A 24,629-nucleotide genomic window follows, 5' to 3' on the forward strand; every position below is an offset into this window, starting at 1 on the left:
AAAGATGGAATTAACAACAGTAAAAGATGCCCTAACTATAATTTTAAATAATTCTGAAGAATTTGGAATTGAGGAAATTGAGTTTATGCATTCTGCTGGAAGAGTTTTAAAAGAAAATATTGTTGCTGATAGAGATTTTCCACCCTTTAATAGAGTAAGTATGGATGGAGTGGCATTTTCTTCAAAAGCATTTAATAAAGGAATTAGAAAATTTAAAATAGAAGGTATTCAAGCCGCGGGTAGTAAGCAATTAACTTTAAAAAATGAACATCACTGTATTGAAGCAATGACAGGAGCGATGCTTCCTAATAATACAGATGTTGTAATTCAATATGAATTGATAACCATTGAAAATGGTTTTGCAACCATAAATTTAGATACGGTAAAAAAATATCAAAATGTTCATTTAAAAGGTTTGGATAGAAAGAAAAATGATGTGTTAATTTCAAAAAACACTATAATTTCGGCTGCAGAAATTGGTGTTTTAGCAACGGTTGGAAAATCTAAAGTAAAAGTTGGAAAACAACCTAGAGTAATGATTGTTTCAACTGGGAATGAATTGGTAGAGGTAGCTGAAACTCCAGCGGAACATCAAATAAGAAGGAGTAATGTTTATACCTTAGTTGCATTGTTAGAAAAGCTCAATATAAAAGCAGAAACTTCACATATTTTAGATGATAAAGATACACTTCAAACTAACATTCAATCTTTTTTAAAAGATAACGATGTATTGCTTTTTAGTGGTGCAGTTTCAAAAGGAAAGTTTGATTTTATTCCTGAAGTATTGGATAATTTAGGCGTAGAAAAATTATTTCATAAAGTAAAACAACGACCAGGAAAACCATTTTGGTTTGGAAAAAAAGGAGCTAAAACTGTTTTTGCTTTCCCTGGAAATCCTGTATCAACATTTGTAAGTTGTTTAAAGTATTTTTATCCTTGGTATAACAAATCAATAGGGCTAAATTTTGAAAGCAAACATGAAGCAATTTTAAATGAAGACTTTTATTTTAAGCCCAATTTAACTTATTTTTTACAGGTAAAATTGAATCAAGAAAACGGAAAATTATTGGCAACTCCAATTGCTGGAAAAGGCTCAGGAGATTTAGCGAATTTAATTGATTCCGATGCGTTTTTGGAATTGCCGCACAATCGCAGTAATTTTATCAAAGGAGAAGTTTTTCCTTTACTGACTTATAGATAAAAAAATGTTTTAAGCAGGTCTTAAAATTTGAATACAATGAAAAACAAATTCACACATATAGGAGAAAAAAATCAACCTAAAATGGTAAACGTGGGTGATAAAAAAATTACCAAACGTAAAGCTACAGCAAAAGCAACAATGTTTTTGGGTGAAGAAATTATATCCCATTTTCAAAATGATGAGTTGATTACCAAAAAAGGGCCAGTTTTTCAAACAGCAATTATTGCTGGTATTCAAGCGGTTAAAAAAACTTCAGATTTAATCCCAATGTGTCACCCGTTATTAATTCAAGGAGTTGATATAGGCATTGAAATTATTGATAAAGAACATATTGAAATTTTATGTACTGTAGCCATTGAAGGTAAAACAGGTGTGGAAATGGAAGCATTAACTGGAGCCAATATTTCAGCCTTAACAGTTTATGATATGTGTAAAGCTATTTCACAAAAAATGGTTATTAAAGAAGTTAAATTACTGGAAAAATCAGGAGGTAAAAGCGATATAAAAAATGACTAAACATCAAAAACATACAAAGCTAGAATTAAGAAATAACGATAATTTTGCACCCAATGAAATTGCAATTTTAGGAACAAAATGTGCTGTCATTTCAAATTTAGTAGCACAAGTTTCACAAAAATTATCAGATTACAAATTAGCATATTTTGATGCTTCTCATAGTAAAGATATTGAAAAGAATACCTTGGAAATGTTTACATTTCATCATAGAGGAACTGCTGAAATTTTAATAAATTCTGAAGTAAATAAATTCAATCAACGGATTCAGTTTTCTCAATACGATTTTGTGTTTATTAATGGGAATCATTATCAAGGAGCAAAACAAATTTTAATTTTAGATCAACAAAAAGAAGCTTCAGTTTTAAAAAGACTCAATCAATTAAATAATATTCAATTTATAATTAAGTTAGAGGAGGAGTCCAACTACTTTGATTTTTTAGAAGAAAAATATCCGCAAATAAAAAATCTATTGTGTTATCATATTAGTGAAGTTGAAAAAATATCGAAGCACATAGAAAATTTAATCCAAGAAAAAATAGCACCAATACAAGGATTGGTATTGGCTGGAGGTAAAAGTTTGAGAATGGGAACTGATAAAGGAACCCTTCAATTTTATGGAAAAAATCAACGAGAAGTAGCCATAGAATTATTAGAACAAAACCATCTAAAAACTTTTTTATCAGTTAGAGAAGAACAAGAAGTAGCCATAAAAAATAAAATTACGGATAAATTTATAGGTTTAGGCCCTTTTGGAGCAATTTGCTCAGCTTTTCAAAAAAATCCAAATGTAGCTTGGTTGGTATTGGCTACCGATTTACCTTTTGTAACAAATTCTGTTATTCAACTGTTGTTAAAACATAGAAATCCGTCAAAAGCTGCTACAACTATTAAAGGAAAAAATAAAGAATTTCCAGAGCCTTTGATAACCATTTGGGAACCTAAAAGTTATCCTTTAATGTTAAATTATTTAGCGCAAGGATATTCTTGTCCACGTAAAGTTTTGATAAATTCAGAAGTGGAAATTATTGAAATTGACGATGAATTAATTAGAAATATTAATACCCCTGAAGAATTTAAAGCAGCACAAAAAGAGATAAATGAGTAAAATACTGCATATTGTAAATGGAGACAGTACTGCCAATATTTTAAAACAATCTACACTACAAGGCGATATTGTAGTTTGGCGTGAAGTTTTATGTGAAGGTCCTTTAGATTTTGAAGTAGGAGGTGATAAATTTTGGAAAAAGAGATATGCTTATTTTGAAACAGAATTAGGGGTTTCCAAATTAGAATACTTTGATAAAACAATTAAAGAACTAATAAAATTAGAAGATTTATTGGAGTATAATGAAGTTGTTTTATGGTTTGAATTCGATTTGTTTTGTCAGGTTAATCTAATGGCATTATGTTCATATTTGATAAAAAGTTATAGAAAAGATATTTTTTATTATTTGATTTGTACCGGAAAAGTTAAAGGAAAAGACCAATTACAATCATTAAGTGATTTTTCAGAACTCGAATATTCAGTGCTTTACAATTCAAAAATTAAAATATCACGAAGCAATTTAAATTATGCTAATGAATGTTGGAAAGTTTATGTTGAAAATGATCTTGAAAAACTAAATAATTTTAACTTCAATCAAAGTAACAAATTCAACTACTTTCAATTGGCAATCAATCAGCATTTAAAACGTTTTCCTAATAAAAAAGGATTGAATCAAATTGAAACTAAAATTTTAGAATTAATAAACTCCGAAATATTAACCAAAAACCAAATTGTTCATAGCCTATTAATTTGGCAATTAAAAGAAACCGTATATGGTTTTGGGAATTTACAATATGTTCAATATCTTAAAAAATTGAAGAATTATATTGAAATTAAAGATTCTAAATATTATTTAAATAACTTTGGGAAAATAGTTTTAAATACCTAATGCACATTACAAAAGAAGAGTTTTTTAAACGTCAAACTACCTTAGCTGAGTTTGGTAGCAAAGGACAAAAATTGTTGCAAAATGCCAAAGTACTGGTTATTGGTTGTGGCGGTTTAGGAAATCCTATTGCTATTTATTTGGCTACAAGTGGTATTGGAAATCTTCATTTAGTTGATTTCGACACAGTTTCTGTTTCAAATTTACACCGTCAAGTTTTTTTTGATGTCGAAAATATTGGCAAACCAAAAGCTAAAATTTTAGCTCAAGAAGTAAAAAAAAGAGCTCCTTATACTAATGTTTCATTTTCAACTATAGCGGTGGCTAAAAGTATCATACTAGAGCTAATGACATCATTTGATGTTGTTGTTGATGGTACGGATAGTTTGCCAATTAAATACCTGATAAATGATGCTTGTGTATTGTTAAAAAAGCCATTAGTTTACGGTTCTTTGTATAAATTTGATGGTTACGTTTCTACATTTAATTGGCAAAATACCGAAGGATTTTACAGCTGTAACTTACGAGATGCCTTTCCAACAATTGCTACTAATATTCCTAATTGTGAAGAGGCAGGAACTTTAAATCCAATAGTTGGGATTATAGCATTGTTACAAGTAAATGAAGTGATTAAGTTAATTACAAAAACAGGTAAATTATTAACCAATCAGTTATTGATTTATAATGCCCTTGAAAATTCGCAATTTAAAATGAAATTGCGTAAAAATGAGACTATTGATATAGAGCAGATTTTTAATAAATCGGATTATTTAGAAGCATATTGTGAAACTCAAGATAAAACATTGCTGATTTCAGCTTCAGAATTTAAAAACGTGATAAGCGATAACACAGTTGAAGTGATAAGTGTTTTAAATCATTTAGATGCTCCAATTCCATTTAAAGTGCATCAAAAAATTCCTTATAAAACTTTTAATGTAGTCGATTTTAAGCCAAATTATAAAAAGAAATACATTATAGTTTGTAAAAAAGGAATTACTAGCTATGACGTAACTTTAAAATTAAAAGAAAAATTTCCAGAGCTAACAGTATTTAGTTTAGCTGATGGAATTGACAACTATTAAATGCAACATCCACACCAATTTTATAAGGTTCAAAAAAATATTTTTGAGCAAGAATCTATCCAATTAAAAAAGAAACTTTCGGTTTCCAGTTTATTGCGTTTGTTTACTTTTTTAGGAAGTATTTTAGGCGTTTATTTTTTCTTTGGAAATACAAGTTTAATGTTGTTAACCATTGGGATTGGTGTTGTCGTATTTATTTTTTTAGTTGTAAAACACGGTAATTTACAATATAGCTATAAATTAAATAAAGCTTTAATATCTATAAACAAAACTGAATTAAACGTTTTAAATAGAGATTATTTAAACTTAAATGATGGTAGTGAGTATATCAATCCTAAACATTTTTACAGTTATGATATTGATTTATTTGGCAGAGGTTCATTTTTTCAGTATTGCAATAGAACAGTTACAATAGAAGGGAAAAATAAGTTGTTTTTAGAACTTACTTCAAATTCAATATTAAATATCGAAGAAAAACAATTAGGAATTAAAGAATTAAGTCAAAAATCAATTTGGAGACAGCGTTTTACGGCCATTGCTAGTTTGGTTAAAGTTGAACATCCAGCGAAAGAAATTGTACAATGGATTCATAACTATACATCCGTTTTTCCAAAGTTTTTGTCATATTTATCTTCAATATTTTCAACCATTTCGTTAGCTTTAGTAACACTGTTAATATTACAGTTGATTCCAGAAGTAATACTGTTGTTTTGGCTTTTTATAGGTTTGGGAATTTCTGGATTTTATGTGAAAAAAGTCAATGGATTATACAAAAATACAAGCAATGCCAAAGATACGTTTAAGCAATATTATAAGTTATTAAATGAAATAGAAAATACTTCCTTTAAATCTGAAATATTAAAAAATGAACAGCTTAAAATCCAAACTGAATTTAAAAAAGCTTCCACAATTTTTAAAGAGTATTCTAAATTATTAGATGCTTTAGATCAACGAAATAATGTAATTATTGCAGTTCTTGGAAATGGTTTTTTTCTTAAAGATTTACACCAAGCTTCTAAAATTGAAAAATGGATTAAAACTTATAAAAGCAAAGTTGAACAATGGTTTGAAGTGATAGCCTTTTTTGATGCTCAAAATTCGTTAGCAAACTTTACATTTAACCATCCAAACTACGTTTTTCCAGAAATTAAAAATAATAAAGAAGTTATAAAAGCCACCGATTTAGGTCATACATTACTAAATGAGATCCAAAGAGTTGATAGCGATTTTACTATTAAAAATCAACAATTTTTTATAATAACTGGAGCAAATATGGCCGGGAAAAGTACTTTTTTAAGAACCGTTTCTTTAGCTATAGTAATGGCAAATGTTGGATTGCCAGTTTGTGCTAAAGCATTTGAATATACTCCTATAAAATTAATTACAAGTATGCGAACCTCAGACTCTTTGGCTGATGATGAATCGTATTTCTTTTCAGAATTAAAACGTTTAAAATTTATTGTTGATGAAATTGGGAAAGACAATTACTTTATCATTTTAGATGAAATTTTAAAAGGCACAAATAGTACCGATAAAGCAATTGGGTCAAAGAAATTTGTTCAAAAATTAGTGGCATCTAATTCAACCGGAATAATAGCTACACACGATTTAAGTTTATGCGAAATTGAAAAGGAATTAGCAGAAGTTGAAAACTTTTATTTTGATGCTGAAATAATTAAAAACGAATTAAATTTTGATTATAAATTAAAAGAAGGTATCTGTAAAAATATGAACGCCTCCTTTTTATTAAAGAAAATGGAAATTATTTAAACTATTATGGATGCGCATTCACCCAAACTTCACCATCTTCAAAATGTTCTTTTTTCCAGATAGGAACCGTTTCTTTTAAGGTATTAATAGCGAATTCACAAGCTTCAAAAGCGGCTTTTCTATGTGCAGAAGAAACCGCAATTATTACTGGAATATCTCCAATTTTAAGTTCACCAACTGCGTGATGGATTGCTATTTTATGAATTGAAAATTTTTCCAACGCTTGGTTTGCAATTTTTTGCATCTCCTTTACTGCCATTGGTTCGTAGCCACTAAAATCTAATAAAGTAACCTCCTTATTTTTGGTAGTATTTCTAACGGTACCCACAAATAAAGCAATTCCACCACAAGAGGCATCTTGTACAAAGTTATAGCAATCTTGTAGGTTTAAAGTTTTTGTGGTTATTTGGATTGATGTATTTTCCATTTAAATATTATTTTTATAATATTATCCACCACTTACAGGTGGAATAATTGCAACAACATCACTATCAATTAAGTTTAAATCATCTGTTGCGTATTCTTCATTTACTGCAATTGCAAATTCATGGAGGTGTTGTAGTTTAGAAAATTTTGCAATTAATTGTTGTTTTAAATCCCATACAGTAGTATTTGAGTCTAGTTCAAAAAATGTAGAATTTTTACCTGTAAGGTCAGTAGTAATCCCAAAAAATAAAACTTGTATTTTCATTTGCTTTTAAGCTTGTATGCAAAAGTAAATCTTTTCAATTTAATATAACAATTCTTTATTTAAAACAATTCTAAATAATAGCCTATGTGATACATATCACTAAACTAATAATGCCAATACTTAAATTTGTTACAGACCAAAATTATTTGTTATAAAATGAAGTATGGATTTATAATTGACAATCGAAAATGTATTGGTTGTCATGCTTGTACAACAGCTTGTAAGTCAGAACATGATGTAGCTGTTGGCGTTAACAGAACTTATGTTAAACAAGTAGAAAAAGGAGAATTTCCTGATACCCGTAGAATTTTTTCTGTGATGCGTTGCAACCATTGTACAGATGCTCCTTGTGTAGAAATTTGCCCTGTAGAAGCCTTGTATACAAGAGAAGATGGTATTGTTGATTTTGACAACAACCGTTGTATAGGATGTAAGTCATGTATGCAAGCTTGTCCGTATGATGCTTTGTACATAGACCCTGATAACAATACAGCAGCAAAATGTAATTACTGTGCTCACAGAGTAGATGTTGGTAGAGAGCCAGCTTGTGTTACAGTGTGTCCTGAGCATGCAATTATTGCTGGAGATATGCACAATCCAACAACAGAAATTTCACAATTGTTAGCACGTCAGGCAGTAAAAGTTCGGAAACCAGAAAAAGGCACCAATCCAAATTTGTTTTATATAGATGGAGATGATGCTTCACTAGTTCCTGAAGCTACGGCTAAATCGGGTCCAGGTTTATGGAGTTCTCAGGCACGTGGAGTAGGTCATTTTGCTAAAGCAGCTGAAAAAATGATGTACACAAATGATGATGTAGACTTATTGCAAATGAGTATAGACAATGATATTCAAGCCGCATATCAAAGAAAAGAAACAGAAAACCCCAACTATATTGATGTTTTAACAGGAAAAGCCCGTAGAGTTTATGATACTCCTGATAAAGGAGTGCTTTGGGGTTGGGAAGTTTCAGCATATGTGTTTACAAAGGCAATTGCAGCTGGAGCTTTCTTAATTCCATTTTTAGCGATTATTTTAGGTTATGAAGTTTCGGCAACATCGAAACTTTGGTCAGCTGGAATTTCATTGGTGTTTTTAGCATTAACGGGGCTGTTTTTAATAATGGATTTAGATCGACCTGATCGATTTTTAAACGTTCTTTTACGCCCACAATGGAACTCTTGGTTGGTAAAAGGAGGTTATACAATCACAGTTTTCGGATTGTTAGTGACCATTTGGGGAGTACTAACATTTTTTGAAATACAAGCAGGTGAAACCATATTGTTATGGGTAACCGTTATTTTTGCCATATTATTAGCTATTTATACAGCATTTTTATTTGCGCAGGCAAAAGGACGCGACTTTTGGCAAAGCCCCACCTTACCACTACATATGTTAGTGCATAGTGTTATGGCTGGTACAGCTATTTTTGTAATTGCATCTCTAGTATTTGGACAAGAAAATTGGATGAGCATTTTAAAAAACACCATGATAATTGCATTGGTAGTTAACCTATTTACCCTAATTACGGAATTAACAATTACCCACCCAACAACTTCAGCAAAAAAGGCAGTAAAAATGATAACTAAAGGGCGCTATAGTAGGCTGTTTTGGTTAGGTACAGTTATAATTGGAAATATTATTCCTTTAGGTACATTACTTTTTGGAGGAAGTGAAATATTAAATGTATTTTCAGCGATATGTGTATTAATTGGAATTATTATTACAGAGAAAATTTGGGTGGAAGCACCACAAAGAATTCCATTAGCTTAATTTAAAAAAACAGAAAGTCATGGGATATAAAAAACCATCATTTATAGAAAACATAGCAGAAAAATTAGGAATTATTCCAAATCTTCATAAAAAAGGCTACCAGGAGTTTGACCAAGATATGCGCCATTTTACAGATGAAGAAGTGGCTCAAATGTACGAGAATTTTCCTCCACCAGAAAAATGGGATAATTGGGTAGAATACAATCCAAAAACTTGGCCTAAAAAAGAAAAGAAAACCTATCAAATTGTACCAACTACCTGTTTTAATTGTGAAAGTGCTTGTGGTTTAACAGCTTTTATTGATAAAGAAACTCAAGAGGTTAAAAAATTTGAAGGAAATCCTTACCATCCAGGAAGTAGAGGTAGAAACTGTGCAAAAGGGCCAGCAACCATCAATCAAATTACAGATCCAGATCGAATTTTATTTCCTTTAAAAAGAAAAGGAAAAAGAGGAGATGGAGAATGGGAACGTGTTACTTGGGATGAGGCGTTAGATACAATTGCAAAAAGAATAAGAAAGGCACTAAAAGAAAATCGCCAAAATGAAATTGCATATCATGTAGGAAGACCAGGACATGAAAAATTCATGAATTGGATTTTACAAGGTTGGGGAATTGATGGACATAACTCGCACACCAATATTTGTTCTTCTGGGGCACGTTTTGGTTATAATTTATGGTATGGATATGACAGACCTTCGCCAGATCACGCAGAAGCAAAATTTATTTTATTAGTCTCGGCACATTTAGAATCTGGTCATTATTTCAATCCGCATGCGCAACGTATTATTGAAGGTAAAATGAAAGGAGCAAAGTTAGCAACAATGGACCCTCGTTTATCTAATACAGCATCAATGTCAGACTATTGGCTACCTTCCTATCCAGGAACCGAGGCTGCTGTTTTATTGGCAATGGCTTTATATATTTTACAAAACAATTTATACAATAGAAACTATTTAGAAAATTGGACAAACTGGCAAGAATATTTAAAAGCAAGGCATTCCGATACGGAGGTGACTTTTGAAAATTATATTGCCGCAATGATTGATGAGTACAAAGAGTTTACTCCTGAGTTTGCCGAGAAAGAATCTGGTGTAAAAGCTGAAATGATTGTTGAAATTGCTCAAAAAATTGGTGAAGCTGGTGAACGTTTTGCATCTCATAATTGGAGAGCCGCAGGGGCTTCAAACTTAGGAGGTTGGGCAGTTGCTCGATGTTTACATTTTCTGTCGGTTTTAACAGGAGCTGTAGGTGCAAAAGGAGGAACATCGCCAAATTCGTGGAATAAATTTGGTCCAACACAACCAAACAAACCAAAACCTCAAAAATTTTGGAACGAATTGCATTTCCCAAAAGAATACCCATTAGCCTTTTTTGAAATGAGTCAGTTATTACCTCATATGTTAAAAGAGGGTAGAGGTAAAATGGATGTTTATTTTTCGAGAGTTTTTAACCCTATTTGGACGTATCCTGATGGATTTACTTGGATGGAAATGTTTAGTGATGAAACAAAATTTGGCTTGCATACCGCATTAACGCCAACTTGGAATGAAACGGCTTTTTATGCAGATTTTGTATTGCCAATGGGATTAGCATCTGAACGTCATGATATCAATAGTTATGCAACACATGGTGGTACTTGGGTAGCTTTTCGTCAACCAGTTTTAAGAGAAGCCGCAAGAAGAAATGGAAAACCTGTTGAATTTACCTACCAAGCAAATCCTGGAGAGGTTTGGGAAGAGGATGAATTTTGGATTGAGTTAAGTTGGAGAATTGATCCTGATGGAAGTATGGGGATTAGAAAACATTTTGAATCACCTTACCGACCAGGAGAAAAAATTACTATCGATGAATATTATCAATATATTTTTGAGCGTGTAAAAGGCTTACCTGAAAAAGCAAAAGCTGAAGGTTTAACAGCGCTACAATACATGCAAAAATACGGTGCTTTTGAAATTGAAAAAGGAGAATCTTATAAGAAAAACGAAACACCTCTTACCAAAGAAGAATTAAAAGGAACAAAAATAGATAAAGAAACAAACGTAATTACCAAAAACGGAAAAGCTATTGGAGTTATGGTAAATGGCAAAGCAGTGGTTGGCTTTCCAACACCATCACGTAAAAATGAATTTTACTCACAAACAATGGTCGATTGGAAATGGCCAGAATATGCCACACCAACTTACATAAAAAGCCATATTCATAATGATCATTTAGACAAGTCTAAAGGTGAATATGTACTGGTTCCAACATTTAGGTTGCCTACCTTAATTCATTCACGTTCTGGCAACGCCAAATGGTTGGTAGAAATCTCTAATAGAAATCCAATATGGATGCATCCTGATGATGCTTCAAAATGGGGATTTAAAACTGGAGATTTAGTAAAAATGAATACCGATATTGGTTATTTTATTGATAAAGTTTGGGTAACACAAAGTATGAAACCAGGTGTTGTTGCTTGTTCACATCATATAGGGCGTTGGCGTAGACCACAAGATAAAATTGGAAATCGTTGGGCTACTAATACCGTAAATATTGAAGGTGATGGTAAAGGTGGCTGGAAGATGAATACAATTTCAGGAATTAAACCTTTTGAATCGGAAGATAAAGACTCTAAAAGGATTTTTTGGAAAGATGGAGGAGTGCATCAAAACATCACACATGCCGTTCATCCTGATCCAATAAGTGGAATGCATTGTTGGCATCAGCGAGTACGTATTGAAAAACCAAAGCAAGGTGAAAACTATGGAGATATTTTTGTGGATACTAATAAGTCACATGAGATTTATAAAGAGTGGTTAGCAATGACACGTCCTGCTCCAGGCCCTAATGGAGAGCGTAGACCTTTATGGTTTAATCGTGCTTTTAGGCCAGACGATTCAACCTATTATATAGATAAAAAAGAAAAATAAAAAAAGTCTCGCTAACAGCGAGACTTTTTTTATAGGAAATATTAGTTTGCTTCAGTTAAAAAATTAATGCTTATTTTTCACCCAAAATAAATTAAATAGTATCATAAGTAAACTAATTATAATCTATAATTTTATATGAAGAATATTTTTCAACAAATTATTATTGAAAGATTTAAACGCAATTTTAAAAAAAAGCATTCACAAACGAATGAATTACAATTGTCTAAAGAAGTAAACCGTTTTAAAATTCGTTTTTCACATTTATTGAGTGATTCATTTTTTATTATCATTGGAATTATTTCAGCTGGCTTTGGATTAAAAGGTTTTTTACTTCCTAATTCATTTATTGATGGTGGAGCTATGGGTATTTCATTATTAATATCTGAAGTTACTGGGTTTTCATTATCTATTTTAATTTTAGTAGTTAACTTTCCTTTTATTATATTAGGATATTCTCAAGTAGGAAAACAATTTGCCTTCAAAAGTATTATTGCAATAGTAGGCTTGGCATTAATTGTGCATTTTATTCCTTACCCTTTAATTACTTCAGATAAATTATTAATTGCTGTTTTTGGAGGTTTCTTTTTAGGAGCAGGAATTGGTATGGCAATTAGAGGAGGTGCAGTTATTGATGGTACCGAAGTGTTAGCAATTTATTTAAGTAAAAAAACAGGGTTAACTATTGGTGATATTATTTTGGTTTTCAATATATTGATTTTTGCTTTTGGAGCGTATATTTTGTCAATAGAAGTTGCTTTATATGCAATGTTAACGTATATGGCAGCAGCCAAAACGGTAGATTTTGTTATTGAGGGAGTTGAAGAATATACAGGTATTACAATTATCTCTGATGAAAGTGAAAAAATAAGATTAATGATTACTGAAAAACTAGGTAGAGGTGTAACCATTTATGCTGGGAAAGGTGGTTTTGGAAAAAAAGGAACAGCCTTAAAAGAAATTGATATTATTTATACCGTTATTACTCGATTAGAAATTGCAAGACTTAAAACTGAAATTGATGAGATAGATTCCTCTGCCTTTATTATTATGAATAGTATTAAAGATACTAAAGGAGGTATGATAAAGAAAAGGCCACTTGCAAAATAAACATTGATTTAAATAACTATGCTATTTTTGTGAGGTGAACAAGCTACAAACATATTCTAACCTAATAAAACAAGAAGCAAAACGTTTAGGTTTTGAAAGTTGCGGTATTGCTAAGGCTAAATTTTTAAATGAAGAAGCATCTAATTTAGAACAATGGTTAAAAAATGGTTACCATGGAAAAATGCAGTATATGGAAAATTATTTTGATAAGCGTTTAGATCCTCGTTTGCTAGTAGAAGATGCGAAAAGTGTGATTAGTTTAACATTTAATTATTTTCCAGAAACAAACCAAAATAATTCAGCTTTTAAAATAGCAAAATATGCTTATGGTGAAGATTATCATCACGTTTTAAAATCCAAACTGAAAGAGCTTACTTTTTTTATAGAAGCTACAATTGGAGAAATTCATGGAAGGGCATTTGTAGATTCAGCGCCTGTTTTGGAAAGAGCTTGGGCTCAAAAAGCAGGATTGGGTTGGAGAGGAAAACACTCGTTGTTAATTCAAAAAAACAAAGGTTCTTTTTTCTTTTTAGCAGAACTAATTTTAGATATAGAATTGGCATACGACACGCCTTTTGTGACTGACCATTGCGGAACTTGTACCAAATGTATTGATGCTTGTCCAACCGATGCAATTTTACCTAATAATACAGTTGATGGTAGTAAATGCATTTCTTATTTTACCATTGAATTAAAAGATGAAATTCCAACCTCAATGAAAGGAAAATTTGAAGATTGGATGTTTGGTTGCGATATTTGTCAAGATGTTTGTCCTTGGAACAGGTTTTCAAAACCACATACCGAAGAAAAATTTAATCCACATCCAGATTTATTAGCATTCACAAAAAATGATTGGGAAGAGCTTACCGAACTGGTATTTAAAAATGTGTTTAAAAAATCAGCAGTAAAACGCACCAAATTTTCTGGCTTAACTAGAAATATTCGTTTTTTAAACGATTATAAATAAGGTTAATTTTTAAAGTTAGTCATCTTTTTAAAGCTATTTTAATAACAAATCAAAGTATTTCAAATTTTTATAGCAAAATACAATTATATAAAACTGTATCTTTGTAAGTTCATTTAAGAAACAATTTTTATGAGTAAATCAAGAACAAGGAGAGAGGCTTTATTATATCACGCAAAACCAACTCCAGGTAAAATTCAAGTGGTTCCAACCAAAAAATATGCAACACAAAGAGATTTGTCTTTAGCGTATTCACCAGGTGTTGCAGAACCTTGTTTAGAAATTGAAAAAGATGTAAATAACGTTTATAAATATACTGCAAAAGGAAATTTAGTGGCTGTAATATCTAATGGTACAGCTGTTTTAGGATTAGGAGATATTGGACCCGAAGCATCCAAACCTGTGATGGAAGGAAAAGGGTTGTTATTTAAAATTTTTGCAGATATTGATGTGTTTGATATTGAAGTAAACACCAAAGATGTTGACAAATTTATTGAAACAGTTAAAAATATAGCACCAACTTTTGGAGGAATTAATTTAGAAGATATCAAAGCTCCAGAAGCTTTTGAAATTGAAAGAAGATTAAAAGAAGAGTTAGACATTCCTGTAATGCATGACGATCAGCATGGAACTGCAATTATATCAGCTGCGGCATTAAAAAATGCTATTGAAATTACAGGAAAAGACATTTCAAAAGTACAAATAGTTGTGAATGGAGCAGGTGCAGCTGCAATTTCTTGTACAAGATTGTATTTGGCATTAGGTGCTAAAAAAGAAAATGTAGTCATGTGCGATAGTAAAGGGGTTATCAAAGCAGGTGCTGAAAATTTATCTCCACAAAAGCAGGAATTTGCAACAGCCAAAAATTTAAATACACTTGAAGATGCCATGGTCAATGCAGATGTATTTATTGGTCTTTCTATTGGAGATGTGGTAACTCCTAAAATGTTAAAGTCAATGGCAAAAGATCCAATCGTTTTTGCGATGGCTAATCCAACTCCAGAAATTGCCTATAATTTAGCAGTTAAAACTAGAAAAGATGTGATTATGGCAACAGGGCGATCAGATCATCCTAATCAAGTAAATAATGTTTTAGGGTTCCCTTTTATTTTTAGAGGAGCTTTAGATGTAAGAGCTTCAAAAATAAATGAAGAAATGAAAATGGCAGCAGTACATGCTTTGGCAAATCTTGCTAAAGAATCTGTTCCAGAACAAGTAAATATTACTTACGGAGAAACCAATATTCAATTTGGTAGAGAATATATCATCCCTAAACCTTTTGATCATAGATTAATTACAGAAGTACCTCCTGCTGTAGCCAAAGCCGCCATAGAATCAGGAGTAGCCAAAGAACCAATTATCGATTGGGAAACTTATAAAGAAACCTTAGCAGAACGATTAGGTACAGGAAGTAAGTTGATGAGAATGATTATGACCAAAGCAAAATCAGATCCAAAATCAATTGTTTTTGCAGAAGCTGATCATTTAGATGTTTTAAAGGCTGCTCAAATTATTTTTGATGAAGGTATTGGGAAACCAATTTTATTAGGAAACAAAGAAATTATTCAGGAATTAATGGAAGAAATTAATTTTGATGCAGAGCTTCCAATAATTGACCCTAAGTCTAATGAAGAAAAAGAACGAAGAAATAAATATGCCCAAGTATATTGGGAAAAACGCCAACGTAATGGAATCACACTATTAGATGCTCAAAAATGGATGCGTGAACGTAACTATTTCGCCGCAATGATGGTTAATGAAGGTGAAGCGGATGCTTTAGTTACAGGATATTCTAGAAGTTACCCAACTGTTGTAAAACCTATGCTTGAATTGATTGGAAAACAAAAGGGAGTTAGTAAAATTGCAGCCACCAATATTATGCTTACTTCACGTGGACCTATTTTTTTCTCTGATACAGCAATCAACATTGACCCTTCTTCAGAAGAATTGGCTAATATAGCTTACATGACAAGTGTAGGAATGAAAATGTTTGGTTTTGAACCTACCATTGCTATGTTGTCGTATTCTAATTTTGGCTCATCCGACACTAAAATTGCTGATAAAATTTCAAAAGCAGTTGAACTTATGCATGAAAAATATCCTGATGTAGTTATTGATGGAGAATTACAAGCTGATTTTGCTTTAAACCCTAAGTTGTTAAAGGAAAAATTTCCATTTTCAAAATTAAATGGTAAAAAAGTAAATGGCTTAATATTTCCTAATTTAGAATCCGCAAATATTGGTTATAAATTAATGAAAGAGTTTAATAAAATTGATTCTATTGGGCCAATAATTATGGGGTTAAAGAAACCTGTGCATATCATTCAATTAGGAGCCAGTGTAGATGAAATAGTTAATATTGCTTGCGTAGCAATTGTGCATGCGCAGGAAAAACAAAAACATAAATAATATTTTATTACATTTGATTGTTAAAAGAAAAAGATACATATGATAACCCATATAAGAGGTAAATTAATTGAAAAAAATCCCACATATGCTGTGATTGAAGCTAGTGGGGTTGGTTATTGGTTAAATATTTCATTAAATACTTTTTCACTGCTACCCGATAACGAATCTGCTTTTTTATACACGCATTTAGCTGTAAAAGAAGATTCCCATACATTGTATGGTTTTATTTCAAAAATAGAGCGAGAAATTTTTAGGTTACTTATTTCTGTATCAGGTGTAGGTCCAAGTATAGCACGTACAATGTTATCCTCAATGACTACTGATGAAATTCAACAAGCTATTGCTTCTGGAAATGTAGGAGTTATTCAATCTGTTAAAGGAATTGGAGCTAAAACTGCTCAACGTTTGTTGGTTGATTTAAAAGATAAAATCTCTAAAACATATATTGTTGACGAAGTTTCTGTTACTCAAAACAATACCAATAAAAATGAAGCGTTATCAGCTTTAGAGGTATTGGGATTTGCTAAAAAACAAGCAGAGAAAGTTATCGATAAAATTTTAATAGAAGACCAAACTATGAGTGTTGAAGTTCTAATTAAAAAAGCACTCAAAAATTTATAAGATTTGAAGAAACTACAATTAATATTCAAACCATATATTTTGTTTTTTTTATTGTTGCTTTTTCAAGTGGCAGTAAATGCACAAACTGTTCCAGTTACACAATCAAAAGACTCGTTAAAGGTTGCTAAAGAAAAAGACTCAATTAAACTAAAATACCCTTTTAAAAATAATCAAGAGGGAAGTTTATTTTTAAACGATCCTGCAAAATCTGAAATTATATATGATGCAGAATTAAAGAAATATATAATTATTGAAAAAGTAGGTGATTATTATATGAAACGTCCAGTTTATATGTCTCAAGAAGAGTACAAAAAGTATAAACTGAAAAAGGATATGTTACAATATTATAAAGAGAAAATAAGTGCTACAAATAGCAAAAAAATTGGAAGTGAAGAGGCGCAAAAAAACTTATTGCCAACGTATTATATAAAATCAGATTTTTTTCAATCAGTTTTTGGTGGCAATACCATTGAAGTGAATCCTCAAGGTTCTGTTTTAATAAAAATGGGTGCCTTGTATCAAAAGGTAGACAATCCTCAACTTTCAGAGCGTAATAGAAGTAGTTTTACGTTCGATTTTAATCAAGAAATAAGCGCGAGTATTTTAGCAAAAATTGGGACACGTTTAAAAGTTGCTGCACAATATGATACCCAGTCTACTTTTAATTTTCAAAATCAAATAAAATTAGAATATACACCAACAGAAGATGATATCCTTCAAAAAATAGAAGTAGGTAATGTAAGTATGCCTTTAAAAAATTCATTAATTGTTGGTGCGCAAAGTTTATTTGGTGTAAAAACCCAGTTACAATTTGGAAAAACAACAATTACAGGTGTTTTTGCTGAACAAAAATCACAAACTAAATCTGTTGCAGCTCAAGGAGGCTCTACCATTCAAGAGTTTGAGTTGCAAGCAACCGATTATGATGAAAATAGACATTTCTTTTTATCACAATATTTTAGAGATAATTACAATACAGCTTTAAAAGATTACCCATTAATAAATAGTCCTATCAATATTACTAAAATTGAAGTTTGGGTAACAAACAGAAATGCCACTACTGTTGATATTAGAAACATTGTAGCTTTAGCGGATATTGGTGAAGGAAATCCAGATAATATTGGTCCTGCCAACGTAACACCAACTCCAGGAGTAACCTTGCCTTCAAATGATGCAAATAACATTTCTGCCATATTAACTACTACAAATCCAGTCCGTAATATTTCTACAGTTGGCAATGGTTTAGCTCCATTTTCTATGCAACAAGGGCGTGATTATTCGGTGCTAGAAAATGCAATAAAATTAAGACCAGATGAATTTACCTTACATCCGCAATTAGGATTTATTTCATTAAATAGAAGGCTAACCGACTCAGATGTGTTAGCGGTTGCTTTTGAATACACCATTAGCGGAGATGCTAACGTCTATAAAGTTGGTGAGTTTACAAGTGATGGAATAGTAGCACCTGAAAATATTGTTGTAAAGCTACTGCGAAGTGAAATTATAAGCACAGAAATTCCTATGTGGAATTTGATGATGAAAAATGTTTATTCGCTTCAAACGTATAGAATGCAACCTGAAGGATTTAGGTTAGAGCTATTATATGAAGATGATCAAACAGGAGTGCCAATTAATATTTTGCAAAATGCACAAACTTCTGGTATTGCTGATAAAACCTTATTAAATTTATTAGATGTTGATAGGTTAGACCAAAGTCAGTTTTATGTTCCTGAAGGAGATGGGTATTTTGATTATGTAGAAGGAGCTACTATTAATTCAGAAAAAGGATTAATTATTTTTCCAACAGTTGAACCTTTCGGTAGGGATTTAGAAACAAAATTAACAGATGTTGCCGATGCTGCATTCATTTTTAACGAATTGTATGAAATAACACAATCTGAAGCTAAAAACAACTTTCAACAAAAAGATAAATATTTGCTTAAAGGATATTTAAAATCTGAAAGCGCAGAAGGAATTAGGTTACCAGCCTTAAATGTTCCACAAGGTTCAGTTAGAGTTACTAGTGGCGGTAGAGAACTGGTAGAGGGTGTTGATTATGTAGTTGATTATCAAATGGCTAGAGTTCAAATTATAAACCCAAGTTTAGAAGCTTCAAACGCACCTATTCAAGTTTCTGTTGAAAATAATTCAGCATTCAACCTTCAAAACAAACGTTTTTTTGGTGTGGATATTGAACATAAATTTTCTGATAAATTTATTGCAGGGGCTACTTTTTTAAATTTAAATGAAAAACCAATCACCCAAAAGGCATTATTTGGGCAAGAACCTATAAACAATACAATTTTTGGTGTAAATGCGAGTTATGGAACCGAAGTGCCAAAATTCACTAAATGGGTAAATAAACTACCAAATGTAGATACAGATGTTGCTTCTAATTTTTCAATTAGAGGAGACTTTGCTTATTTAAAACCAGGATCACCTAAAAGAATCGAATTAGAAGGAGAAGCCACTTCTTATGTTGATGATTTTGAAGGTTCTCAAATACCTTTAGAAATTAAATCTATCCAACAATGGCATTTAGCAAGCACCCCTCAATACCAAACACAATTTGACTTAGGAGGAAATGCTTCAGACTTAAGTTATGGCTATAAAAGAGCCAAATTAGCATGGTATATTATTGATCCTTTATTTTATGGAGGATCTTCTTTAAAACCTGGAGGAATTGATAATACGGAGCTATCCAGAGCCGAAGTTCGAAGAATTAGATATGAAGAATTATTTCCTGAACAAGATTTAGACTTAACGCAATCTACAATTGTTAGAACGTTGGATTTAGCTTATTTTCCTAATGAACGAGGAAGTTATAATTTTGACACTAATAATGTTGGGGCTGATGGAAAATTTACAAATCCAGAAGATAGATGGGCAGGTATTACAAGAGCGCTAACAACTACTAATTTTGAACAATCTAATGTTGAATATATTCAGTTTTGGTTAATGGATCCTTACGACCATTATTCAATTACTCAAGAAGAAGGATTACCAGCAGGAATTAATCCAAACAATATTTCAAATCAGGTAGGAGAATTGTATTTTAATTTAGGTAATATCTCTGAAGATATATTGAAAGATGGAAGAAAAATGTATGAAAATGGATTGCCAGAAAATCCGTTAAGCACTAATAATACAGATCAAACTATTTGGGGAAAAATACCAACCAACCAATCATTATTATACGCTTTTAGCGATAGTGACAATGAAAGATTAAATCAAGATGTTGGTTTAGATGGTTTAAATGATGAAGAAGAAATTCAATTATTTGGAACTAGTTTTGGATCAGATCCAGCAAACGATAATTACCGCTATTTTAGAAGTTCTGAATATGATAATATTGATGCCTCAATAATCAATAGATATAAACAATTTAACAATACACAAGGAAACTCTCCAACCAATAATTTATCTCCAGAGAATTATCCAACATCAGCAACTACATTTCCTGATACCGAAGACATTAATAAAGACCAAACAATGAACTCTGTTGAGAGTTATTACCAATATAAAGTTTCATTAAATAAAAATGATTTAGTAGTTGGTCAAAATAACATTGTAGATGAAAAAAGAGTGAAAGTTACTTTAGAGGATGGAAGTGAAAAAGAATTTAGATGGTTGCAATTTAGAATTCAGGTGAGTTCACCAGATGAGGTAGTGAATGATATTACGGGTTTCAACTCAATTCGTTTTATGAGGATGTTTTTAACCAAATTTAAAATGCCAATAGTATTGCGTTTTGGAGAATTACAATTAGTAAGAGGAGATTGGAGACGTTTTACAAAAACTTTAGAAGATACCAATATACCACCACAAGATTTAACCAACCAACAATTACAAAATTTTGAAGTAGGAGTTGTTAATATTCAAGAAAATGAAGACAGAACTCCAATACCTTATGTGTTACCTCCAGGAATTAAAAGAGAAGTTTTAAGAGGAAACACCACTTTGCAAAAACAAAATGAGCAATCATTATCAATTAAAGTATCAGATTTAGAACCTGATGAAACTCGTGCTATTTTTAAAAATGTTAGGGTTGATTTAAGAATGTACAAGAAATTAAAATTGTTTTTACACGCAGAAGGCGTTCAAACCAAAACACAGGTTCAAGATGATGAAATTAAAGCCATTATTAGAATTGGAAGTGATTTAAACGATAATTATTATCAATTAGAAAAATTATTAAAAATTTCAGACTATGGTGTAACTACACCAATTGAAATTTGGCCTGAAGAAAATAACTTAGATGTATTTCTAGAATATTTAGGGAAACTTAAATTATTAAGATTTGATGCCGGTATTGCTCCTAATGAGCTATACCCTGCAATAAATACACCTTCACCAATAGAAGGTTTAGAAGGATATGATATTCGTGTAAAAGGAAATCCAAATTTAGCCAATATAAAAACAATTATGTTGGGTGTTAAAAACGTTAGTAATACCAATCAAAGTACAGAAGTTTGGTTTAACGAAATGCGCGTTTCTGAATTTGATAATGAAGGAGGTTGGGCGGCTATTGTTAGTGCCGATGCCAACTTTGCTGATTTTGCTGATGTTGCAGTAACTGGAAGAATGGAAACCCAAGGCTTTGGAGGTATAGAGCAGCGTGTTAATGAAAGAAGTCAAGAAGATACAAAATTATACGATTTAGTGACCAATGTAAATGTTGGTAAGCTGCTTCCAAAAAGTTGGGGTGTAAAATTACCTTTAAATTATAGTATTTCTGAAGAGGTTAGAGATCCTAAATACGACCCACAATACCAAGATGTATTATTTGATGAAGCAAAAGAGGTAAATCCTAATAGTGATAAAGCACGAGATTATACCAAAAGAAGAAGTATAAGTTTAATTAATGTACGTAAAGAATTTAATCCAGAGTCTGAAAAAAAGCAACGTTTTTACAATGTAGAAAATTTATCACTTTCTTATGCGTATAATGAAACCTATCACCGCGATTATAATGTTGAAAAATTTGTAGATCAAAATGTACGTGCTTCAGCAAATTACAATTATAGTTTTCAGCCATTAGAAATTGAACCATTTAAAAATTTAGGGGTCTTAAATAGTCGCTTTTTAAAATTAATTAAAGATTTTAATGTGAATTTATTGCCTTCAACCATTTCAATAAATTCAAATATTATTAGAAGATATAATGAACAATTATCAAGAAGTTTAATAGAAGGTTTACCACAATTACCAACATTAAAACAGCGTCATTTTATGTTTGATTGGGATTATAATATTGGTTATAATTTAACCAAATCGCTTCAATTTAATTTTAGAGCTTCCAACAACTATATTTACGATGATTTTAATGCTTCAGATGAAGTGAAATTGTTTGATAACTTCTTTACAATGGGAAGACCAGATCATTACCATCAAACATTGAACGGAACCTATAAAATTCCTATAAATAAAATTCCTTACTTAGATTTTATTAATGCAAATTATGCTTATACGGCCGATTTTGATTGGCAAGCTTCTTCGCAATCATATATTGAAAAAGTGGGTAATGTCATTCAAAATGCTAACACCCATGCCTTGGGGTTTGATGTAGATTTTACAAAACTTTATAAAACAATTGGAGTAGATAAACTATTAAATAAAAAGGAAGACAAAAAGAACACTACTACTAACAATGTACCAATTGCATTACCAAAGTCAAATAAGAAAAAGAATACATCATTTGGTGCCGAAGTAGGTAAAACCTTTTATAATTTATTAACGTCTGTTAAAACAGCTAAAATTAATTATTCTGAAAACAATGGTACTTACTTACCTGGATATGTTCCAGAAATTGGCTTTTTAGGACGAGATAATTTTAGTGGAAGTTTAGCCCCAACCTTAGGATTTGTTTTTGGTAGTCAAATAGATATCAGACAAAAAGCAATTGAAAATGGTTGGTTGTTATCTAGAAATGAAGATGATCCATATTATAACAAAACGTACTCGCAAACGCATTATAATAAGCTGGATTTAATCATTGATTTAGAGCCTTTTAGAGATTTAGATATTGAGTTAAGAGGAAATAAAACATACACAAAACAAACAGCTCAACAAATTGACGTAGTTAACAATGTCTTAAGCTCTAATTCTCCCATCTCAAAATATGGAAACTTTAGCGTTAGCCATAATATGCTAAAAACTGCTTTTAAAAATAGTGATGAAAATTTTGAAGAATTTAAGGCAAATAGAGCAATAATTGCACAGCGTCTTGCAACTAAAACAGGGCAGCCTATTTCAGGTTTTGGAGTAACTAGTCAACAAGTTTCTTTACCAGCGTTTATGGCTGCTTATTCAGGAAAAGATGCAAATAGTGTAAATTTAACTGCATTTAGAGATGTTCCAATTCCAGGTTGGCAGTTAACTTATAAAGGTTTTATGAGAATGAAGTGGTTTAAAAAACATTTTAGAAGCTTTTCAGTATCACATAGTTATAATTCGTTATATTCTATTACCAATTTTAGTAATAATTTAGAATACAATGCGTCTAACCCTTATGCCGAGACAGATATTGCTGGAAATTATTATAATAAAACCCTTTTTACCAATGTAAATTTAACAGAAGAATTTTCTCCTTTGGTAAAAGTAGACATGAAAATGAAAAATTCCGTATCTTTCACCGGTCGAATAAATAAAGATAGAGCCTTAACTTTGAACTTTAATAACAATACAATAACTCAAATTAAAGGAATGGAATATATTGTAGGTTTAGGATATAGAGTTAAAGATTTAGCAATGAAATTTAGATTTGGAGGTAAATTAACCAAACTAAAAGGAGATTTAGATTTGAGGGCAGATATTTCTTTAAGAGATAATGAAACAGTGATTAGAGCAATTGATGAAGATAATAACCAAGTAACAGGAGGGCAAAAATTATTGTCGGTGAAATTTTTTGCAGATTATGCAATCAATCAAAATTTAACGGCTTCTTTTTATTTTGATCAAAGTTCATCACGTTACGCAATTTCAACAACTTTTCCTAGGCAATCAGTTAGCGCTGGGTTAAGTGTTAGATATGTTTTAGGAAATTAATAAAAATAAATAATTATAATAAACAAAAAAATGAATATTCCAGCAGATTTAAAATACACTAAAGATCACGAGTGGGTTAAAATTGAAGGTGACACAGCAATAATTGGTATAACACACTTTGCGCAAAGTGAGTTAGGAGACATTGTTTACGTAGACGTAGATACTGTTGATGAAACTATTGATAAAGATGAAGTTTTTGGCTCAGTTGAGGCCGTTAAAACAGTATCTGATTTGTTTATGCCATTATCGGGAGAAGTTACAGAATTTAACGAAACATTAGAAGATGAACCAGAAAAAGTTAATGCAGATCCTTATGGAGATGGATGGATGATAAAGGTAGCTATTTCAGATGCTTCACAAATTGATGAATTATTATCACCGGAAGCATACAAAGAGTTGATAGGAGGGTAATTTTACTTTTTAAAAACAGTTATCATCTAAGGTCTTTTTTACTTAGAAAATTTAATAGTCCAATGTATAAGTTAACTAAAAATACATTGGGCTATTTGTGTTAGGTAATAGTTCTCAACTACTTATTATGGCATAGTTATTGAAGTTTTTAATGAGAAAAACTACTAGATAATGAATGAAATTGAGTATTATTTT

Annotated in this window: 16 protein-coding genes; 14 read left to right on the forward strand and 2 right to left on the reverse strand. The window is 31.1% G+C overall.

All coding sequences use genetic code 11. The features are described 5' to 3' along the window. Positions 1-4 precede the first annotated feature (4 nt). The 6 genes from Q0714_RS13140 to Q0714_RS13165 are packed head-to-tail and all read left to right on the forward strand — an operon-like array spanning position 5 to position 6,500. The gene (locus tag Q0714_RS13140; protein WP_298265803.1) at positions 5-1,201 is read left to right on the forward strand and encodes a molybdopterin molybdotransferase MoeA; all 1,197 of its coding nucleotides are present in this window, start codon (positions 5-7) and stop codon (positions 1,199-1,201) included. Between the two features lie 36 nt (positions 1,202-1,237). Continuing rightward, entirely contained in the window at positions 1,238-1,717 is a 480-nt protein-coding gene (gene moaC, locus Q0714_RS13145; RefSeq protein WP_298265805.1) for a cyclic pyranopterin monophosphate synthase MoaC, read from the forward strand. Next, complete coding sequence (locus tag Q0714_RS13150; protein WP_298265807.1) at positions 1,710-2,822, forward strand: NTP transferase domain-containing protein; 1,113 nt, start codon at positions 1,710-1,712, stop codon at positions 2,820-2,822. The genes moaC and Q0714_RS13150 overlap by 8 nt, the downstream gene beginning before the upstream one ends. Next, positions 2,815-3,651: a DUF1835 domain-containing protein gene (locus tag Q0714_RS13155; RefSeq protein WP_298265809.1), complete on the forward strand. Its 837-nt coding sequence runs from the start codon at positions 2,815-2,817 to the stop codon at positions 3,649-3,651. The genes Q0714_RS13150 and Q0714_RS13155 overlap by 8 nt, the downstream gene beginning before the upstream one ends. Beyond that, positions 3,651-4,730 (forward strand): HesA/MoeB/ThiF family protein, encoded by a 1,080-nt coding sequence (locus Q0714_RS13160; protein ID WP_298265811.1) that lies wholly within the window; start codon positions 3,651-3,653, stop codon positions 4,728-4,730. The genes Q0714_RS13155 and Q0714_RS13160 overlap by 1 nt, the downstream gene beginning before the upstream one ends. After that, positions 4,731-6,500 (forward strand): DNA mismatch repair protein MutS, encoded by a 1,770-nt coding sequence (locus tag Q0714_RS13165; protein WP_298265813.1) that lies wholly within the window; start codon positions 4,731-4,733, stop codon positions 6,498-6,500. Positions 6,501-6,504: 4 nt separating this feature from the next. Here Q0714_RS13165 and Q0714_RS13170 read toward each other — a convergent pair whose 3' ends face one another. Together Q0714_RS13170 and Q0714_RS13175 are read right to left on the reverse strand one after the other, a co-directional pair. Further along, positions 6,505-6,927 carry a molybdenum cofactor biosynthesis protein MoaE gene (locus tag Q0714_RS13170; protein WP_298265815.1) on the reverse strand — a complete coding sequence of 141 codons (423 nt, stop codon included), beginning with the start codon at positions 6,925-6,927 and terminating at the stop codon, positions 6,505-6,507. A 21-nt stretch (positions 6,928-6,948) separates the two neighbouring features. Next, a complete protein-coding gene (locus Q0714_RS13175) occupies positions 6,949-7,191 on the reverse strand; it encodes a MoaD/ThiS family protein (protein WP_298265816.1) in 243 nt (80 codons plus the stop codon). A 156-nt stretch (positions 7,192-7,347) separates the two neighbouring features. Between Q0714_RS13175 and nrfD the strand changes: the two genes are divergently transcribed. From nrfD to gcvH, 8 genes are all read left to right on the forward strand, one after another. Next, entirely contained in the window at positions 7,348-8,964 is a 1,617-nt protein-coding gene (nrfD, locus tag Q0714_RS13180) for an NrfD/PsrC family molybdoenzyme membrane anchor subunit (protein WP_298265819.1), read from the forward strand. Positions 8,965-8,983: 19 nt separating this feature from the next. Further along, positions 8,984-11,875, forward strand: a complete 2,892-nt coding sequence (locus Q0714_RS13185) for a molybdopterin-dependent oxidoreductase (protein WP_298265821.1) — start codon at positions 8,984-8,986, stop codon at positions 11,873-11,875. A 135-nt stretch (positions 11,876-12,010) separates the two neighbouring features. Next, complete coding sequence (locus Q0714_RS13190) at positions 12,011-12,982, forward strand: YitT family protein (RefSeq protein WP_298265822.1); 972 nt, start codon at positions 12,011-12,013, stop codon at positions 12,980-12,982. 34 nt (positions 12,983-13,016) lie between these two features. Next, positions 13,017-13,949, forward strand: a complete 933-nt coding sequence (gene queG, locus Q0714_RS13195; protein ID WP_298265824.1) for a tRNA epoxyqueuosine(34) reductase QueG — start codon at positions 13,017-13,019, stop codon at positions 13,947-13,949. 129 nt (positions 13,950-14,078) lie between these two features. Beyond that, positions 14,079-16,355: an NADP-dependent malic enzyme gene (locus tag Q0714_RS13200; protein WP_298265826.1), complete on the forward strand. Its 2,277-nt coding sequence runs from the start codon at positions 14,079-14,081 to the stop codon at positions 16,353-16,355. Positions 16,356-16,394: 39 nt separating this feature from the next. Then, entirely contained in the window at positions 16,395-16,976 is a 582-nt protein-coding gene (gene ruvA / locus Q0714_RS13205) for a Holliday junction branch migration protein RuvA (protein ID WP_298265828.1), read from the forward strand. Between the two features lie 3 nt (positions 16,977-16,979). Next, positions 16,980-24,023, forward strand: a complete 7,044-nt coding sequence (gene sprA / locus Q0714_RS13210) for a cell surface protein SprA (protein ID WP_298265830.1) — start codon at positions 16,980-16,982, stop codon at positions 24,021-24,023. 30 nt (positions 24,024-24,053) lie between these two features. Continuing rightward, positions 24,054-24,434 (forward strand): glycine cleavage system protein GcvH, encoded by a 381-nt coding sequence (gene gcvH / locus Q0714_RS13215; protein ID WP_298265832.1) that lies wholly within the window; start codon positions 24,054-24,056, stop codon positions 24,432-24,434. Positions 24,435-24,629 lie beyond the last annotated feature (195 nt).

Origin of the sequence: uncultured Lutibacter sp. (assembly GCF_947493565.1) — a bacterium.
Taxonomy (GTDB): Bacteria; Bacteroidota; Bacteroidia; order Flavobacteriales; family Flavobacteriaceae; genus Lutibacter; species Lutibacter aestuarii.